3 protein-coding genes and 1 pseudogene are annotated in these 5,684 nt (G+C 59.1%); 3 read left to right on the forward strand and 1 reads right to left on the reverse strand.

Annotated elements, in window-relative coordinates; genetic code table 11:
- A pseudogene (locus NW819_RS07075) lies at positions 1-789 on the reverse strand (excinuclease ABC subunit A); the annotation flags it as partial.
- Between the two features lie 183 nt (positions 790-972).
- Here NW819_RS07075 and NW819_RS07080 point away from each other — a divergent pair.
- From NW819_RS07080 to NW819_RS07090, 3 genes are all read left to right on the forward strand, one after another.
- Positions 973-3,351, forward strand: coding sequence for a transglutaminaseTgpA domain-containing protein (locus tag NW819_RS07080; protein ID WP_414413322.1), 2,379 nt, complete (start codon positions 973-975; stop codon positions 3,349-3,351).
- A gap of 330 nt (positions 3,352-3,681) precedes the next feature.
- Positions 3,682-4,947, forward strand: coding sequence for an alkaline phosphatase (locus tag NW819_RS07085; protein WP_414413323.1), 1,266 nt, complete (start codon positions 3,682-3,684; stop codon positions 4,945-4,947).
- Between the two features lie 243 nt (positions 4,948-5,190).
- Positions 5,191-5,684 (forward strand): MarR family winged helix-turn-helix transcriptional regulator (locus tag NW819_RS07090; protein ID WP_414407570.1); only part of this gene is annotated, 494 nt, incomplete at its 3' end.

Consider the following 5,684-nt stretch of genomic DNA (forward strand, 5'->3'; position numbering starts at 1 on the left):
GCTGTTCAGGTATTGCCCCGCCGACTCGGCCACCTTTTGCAGCAGCTGTTCTCGCTCCTCTTCCCGCGGCAGCAGCTCCACCACCGCAATTCCTCCCGACTGGCGCAGGCAGGTTGCTAGAGAATCGGCCAGTCGCTCCGCTATGTCGGGGCTCTTGACCAGCCGATCCACCACAACCTCAAGGGTGTGGGTTTTGTTTTTGGCTAACTCGATCTCCTCGCTCAGATCCCGCACCTGGCCGTCGATGCGCACGCGCACAAACCCTTGCTGGCGCAAGCTTTGCAACAGGTTGGCATGGGTGCCCTTTTTCCCCTTCACCACCGGCGAGAGCAACTGAAACCGCGTCCGATCCGGCAGGGCCAGGATCTGATCCACAATTTGATCCACCGTCTGGGGGGCGATCACCCGGTTGCAATGGGGGCAGTGAGGGATCCCAGCTCGCCCATACAGAAGCCGCAGGTAGTCGTAGATTTCGGTAACGGTGCCGACGGTGGAACGGGGGTTGTGGCTGGTGGACTTTTGATCGATGGAGATGGCCGGACTCAGCCCTTCGATGCGATCCACATCCGGTTTGTCCAGTTGCCCCAAAAACTGTCGCGCATAGGCGCTGAGGGATTCCACATAGCGCCGCTGTCCCTCGGCAAAGATGGTGTCGAAAGCCAAGGAGGACTTGCCAGAGCCGGAGACGCCGGTGAACACCACCAGGCGATCGCGCGGGATCCGCAGCTCGACATTCTTGAGGTTGTGCTGCCGCGCCCCCACCACGTGAATTTCGTTTTGGCTGGACATCTCACCACCTTTTCGCGCAGCGTGTCACAGGTATCCCGTCGAGACCGGCGAGTAACAAAATCTTAACGATTCTTAGTTGACGATTCTAATGCTCTTCGCTTTGTCCAAAAGGGGATCCCAGGGAGGGCAAACCGGTAGCAAAAAAGACTTGGCTATGCTGGAAAGGATTGAATCCCAAGGGCCATGACCTGGACACTGCCATCCGTTCAAAAGGTGTTTGTTTACCTGTTGGTGGGGATCGCCTTCACGGCCCTTTGTCTGGGGGATCAGGCTCTGTCGCCACCGGTCATTGCCGTTTGCTTGGCCGCAGGGGCCTGCAGTTGGTTTTGGGAGCCGCCAAGGATTGCTTTTGCCCGCTATGCCCCCCTGTGGATGCCCCTGACGGTGGCGGTGTTGCTTAGCCTGCTGGCTTTGGTTATCTTTGGGATCCTTCCCTTTTCCGATGGGGCCATTGGCTTGGTGCTTTACCTAACGGGGGCCAAGCTGTTTCAGCGGGAACGGGCAGCCGATCACATCCAGTTGGCGGTGCTGTCTCTGCTGCTGATGGCCATTGCCACCCTGTTCAACGAAGACATCAGCTTTGGGCTGCTGTTTTTGCTGTACGTGGGGGTAGGGCTAATCAACCTCACCCTTTACCACCTGCGCCTGCAAGCAGAGCAGCACCCGCAGGCAGCCAGCCAAACCCGTGGCATCAACCTCAACTTTTTGGGCTTTCTCGGATCCCTGGCTTTGCTGGCGGTGATCCTGTCCGTGGCTTTGTTTTTCTTGTTCCCGCGGGTCAGTTTAGGAATTCTGGGTCGCCAGGCCCGCTCGCCGGTGATGACCACCGGCTTTGCCGAGGAAGTCAGCCTGGGAGCATTCGGCACCCTCAAAACCGATAACACCGTTGTCATGCGGGTGGAGTTCCCGGCAGGGGTGCCGCCCCAGGTGGAGTCTCTCTACTGGCGTGGCATGAGCTTTGATCGCTACGACGGGCGGGCTTGGTCGCGGACGCTAGACCGCTTCATCCCCATTTTCCCCAACGCAGCAGGGGTATTTGATCTCTCTGCCTCCAGCTTGATCCCCACTGCTCCCGACCTGCTGCTTCTCCCCTTGGAGCAGCTTATCTATCTGGAGCCGCTGGTCACCAACACCGTTTTTGGGGTGGCCCCGCTGGTGGAGATGGAATGGCTGGAGCGGGGCGGAGCAGCGACGGTGCAACAAGCTTGGCAACGGCAGAATCGCCGCCTCATCCTGAGCGAGACCGGAGATGTTGGCCATTCTCTGCCTCGGCAGGTGCCCCATCTTTACCGCGCCCGGAGCCGGATCTCAAGGGAGTTAAGCCCGCGCTTGCGCCGGCTAGGCCACGCGGAGCTGTTCAGTGCTCTCGACCCAGTCCAACAGGCAGCCTATCTGCAGTTGCCAGCAGACCTGGATCCGCGCATTCCCGCCTTGGCTGAAGACGTTACCGCTGGGATCCCCGATGTCTTTGGCAAGGTGACGGCTTTGCAGAACTACCTGCTGGAGAACTACGCCTATACCACCGATCTGCCGGATCCCGGCCCTGAACCGCCTTTGGAAGCCTTTCTGTTCACCCATCGGCGGGGCCACTGCGAATATTTCGCCACAGCCCTGACGATACTGGCCCGCAGCATTGGCATCCCGGCCCGGATGGTGAATGGCTTTTTGGGCGGGCGCTGGGTGGCGCAGGAAAATTATCTGGCAGTGCGCAATGCCGACGCCCATTCCTGGACGGAGATCCCCTTTGGCCCCTACGGCTGGGTCATCTTTGACGCTACGCCGGCAGAGGCTAATGTTAGTCAGCGGCAGAGCTGGTGGGATCCCCTTCAAGATTTCTACGACAGCTTGCGCTTCCGCTGGTTTAAGTACGTCATCCAGTACGACCTATCCACCCAGCAGCAGATCTGGCGGCAGATTCAGGAGATGGCCAGCGCTGTAGCCGCCTCTCCGGATCGAGAGGATGTCGGTGCTGGCTTCCGTCGCAGCCTGGTTGCCTTGGGGCAAACGTTGCAGCAGAATGGCCTGCCGGTGTTGGGGGTGGTTTTGATCACCGGATCCATGGCCTATTGGGGTCGCCGCCGCCGCTATCGGGCTTTGCGCTGGCAGGATGGGGGGTGGATTCTGTTGGCCACTGCCGGCAATGGGGTTTTGCTGGGATCCCTGTGGCAGCCTCCGCCCCCCTGGCCCACCTGGATGGTTGGCCTCTTGCTACCGAGTCTGGCCTTTGCTGGGATGCGCTGGATCCCGGCGGCTCTACCCAAGTCGCAGCAGCGCCGCCAGCTTATCTCAAGGCTTTATCTGCAACTGCGGGATCTGGCGACGGCGGTGGGGATCCCAGCCCACCTAGGCCCTGAGGCCTGCCTGGAACACTTGCGCCACTCCGATTTGCCACAAGCCCAGTTGGCCATCCAGTTCTTGGAGCGCTACATGGAGGTGCGCTTCGGTGGGATCCCGTTGGAGGTGGGGGAACTGCAGCGCTGGCAGCAGCAACTCAGACAGCTTAGGCAAGCATGGCAGCCACTGGCCAAAAACCCCGCCATCACCTCCAGAAGAGCCACTTGACGAGAGGGACGGCTGCGCCTTAGAACAGGTACCCCAAAAGCCCTGCGAGAAGCCTTGACAGTTATGAGACAGTTAAGAGATAGTTAACGTTAGTTATAGACCCCGTAAGCTGCACTGTCAGACGGGGAAATCGCTCAGTGGCGCACTCGCTTCAGGCACGTTTCGCGCGGCTGCGTTGCTATGCCCTTGCAAACTCATCTGAAGCTGTGTTACGTTTCTAACGTTCAGCTTCGAACGAGCAAGGGCGTGTTAGCTATGCGTAGCTATTCTTTGAGGGCGGCTTTGGCTGCAACTTTGTGTCTGCTGTCCTCGTCAGTTTTTTCCTCTAGTGTGGCTCAAGCGGCGCCTAAGCCAACCGGCAACGGTGCAATCTTCTTTCACCCAGATGGAACCTCAGCTTCCCACTGGGACATTACGCGCATTCTCCACTACGGCCCTGATGGCTTTCTGAACTGGGATCGTCTCCCCGTGATTGCCCCCTATCGCGGGCACCTTCTTGACCAGCTTGGAGGAACTTCCAACGCCGGAGCGGTGATCCATGCCACGGGAACCCGTGCCCACGCCAAGAGCTTTGGGTTGGATCCGGACGGCAAAGAGTACCCCTCTGCCAACGGCACCCTGAACACGATCATGGAAGATGCCGTGGCGGCAGGCTTGGGTACGGCTCTGGTGCAAACGGGATCCATCATTGAGCCGGGGACGGCTGCCTTCGTTGCCAAAGCTGCCAAGCGCAGCGACTATGAGGAGATTGCCCTGCAGGTGGTGGAGTCAGGGGTAGACATCATCCTCGGCGCTGGCGAGGAATGGCTGCTGCCGGAAGGTGTCCAGGGCCGCTTTGGCCAAGGGAAGCGCAAGGATGGCCGCAACCTGATTGAGGAGGCCAAGAAAAAGGGGTACGCCGTTGTCTACACCCGCGACGAGCTGCTCAAGCTGCCGGCTGATGTTTCCAAAGTTTTGGGGGTGTTCAACGTCGAGGACACCTTCTACGACAAGCCAGAGGAAGAGCTGCGCGCCCAAAACCTGCCCAACTACATTGCCAGCGCCCCCACCATTGCCGAGATGACCGAATTTGCCCTGGCGCGGATCTCCCGCAATCCCAAGGGCTTCTTCGCCGTCATCGAAGAAGAGGGCACCGACAACATGTGCAATAACCTCAATGCCTCTGGCTGCCTGGAGGCCATGAAGCGGGCCGACGATGCCATCGGGGTGATTCTCAACTTTATCGAGAAGAATCCCAAGACCTTCATGATCACCACCAGCGACAGCAATGCCGGTGGCATGCAGTTGGTGGATGTCGAGTCCGCCGAGGAGCCGCTGCCCCCTACTGACCCCGAAGGCAGTGGTGCCCCCATTGACGGGGTTGACGGCACCGGTAGCAAGCCGTTCATTTCCGCTCCCGACAAAAATGGCAAGCGCTTTCCCTTTGCCGTGGCTTGGGCTACCGGAGATGACGTCGGCAGTGGAGTCATCGCTCGCGCTGCGGGCTTGAACGCCCAAGAGTTGGTGCCGACCACCGGGATCCTGAACACGGACATTTATCGGATTCTCTACTTCGTGCTCTTCGGGGAGCGCATCCCCAGCGAGCTGAAGCCCTAGTGTCTGCTGTGGTCACCTGCCTTGGGCGGGTGTTTGCCCCACAAGCTCTGTCCGTCACGGGGGATCCATCCAGTGGATCCCCTTTTTTTATGAGAACCACATAACGGCGAAGGGGCTAGCTCAGCAAAGCAGATAGACGTAGTTCATTTTGCGTTAGAACTGTACTACAGTGGGCTATCATGGAGCCGAGACTGTCCTTTGGGTTTGAGTTTGTTCCACCAACGCGAACTGCGATCTTCAACCATGCCCACTCCCGCTGACTCCTCTCCATCCCCCCTTCTCCAAAGCGACGAGGTTCTCAAGCCTGAGGACTCTGTTCCGCTGAGGGGGACGGTATTGGCGGCCCGTGAGCCTTTTTTGGGGCTGTTGCGGGATCTGGCGCGGGCCTACCAAGCTTTTGAAAATTACGCCGGGGTTCACATTCGGCAAATGGGGCTGACGGCCCCCCAATTCGATGTGTTGGTTACCCTTGGCAATACCCCTGGGATGACCATGAATGTCTTGGCCCAAAAAACGCTGGTGACCAAAGGGACACTGACCGGCATTGTGGATCGCCTGGAACAAAAAGGGCTGGTGCGCCGGGAAGTGCCCCCGGAAAACCGACGCTGCTTTAAGGTCGTGCTGACAGAAGCGGGGGAAAAACTGTTTGAGGAAATTTTCCCGGCCCACGTCGCCTACTTGAAAGAGCGCTTCCAAAAGCTGGATCCCTCGGAAATGGCGCAGATCCAGGCTTGCCT

Source organism: Synechococcus sp. R8-2 (genome assembly GCF_047461715.1).
Taxonomy (GTDB): Bacteria; Cyanobacteriota; Cyanobacteriia; order Thermostichales; family Thermostichaceae; genus Thermostichus.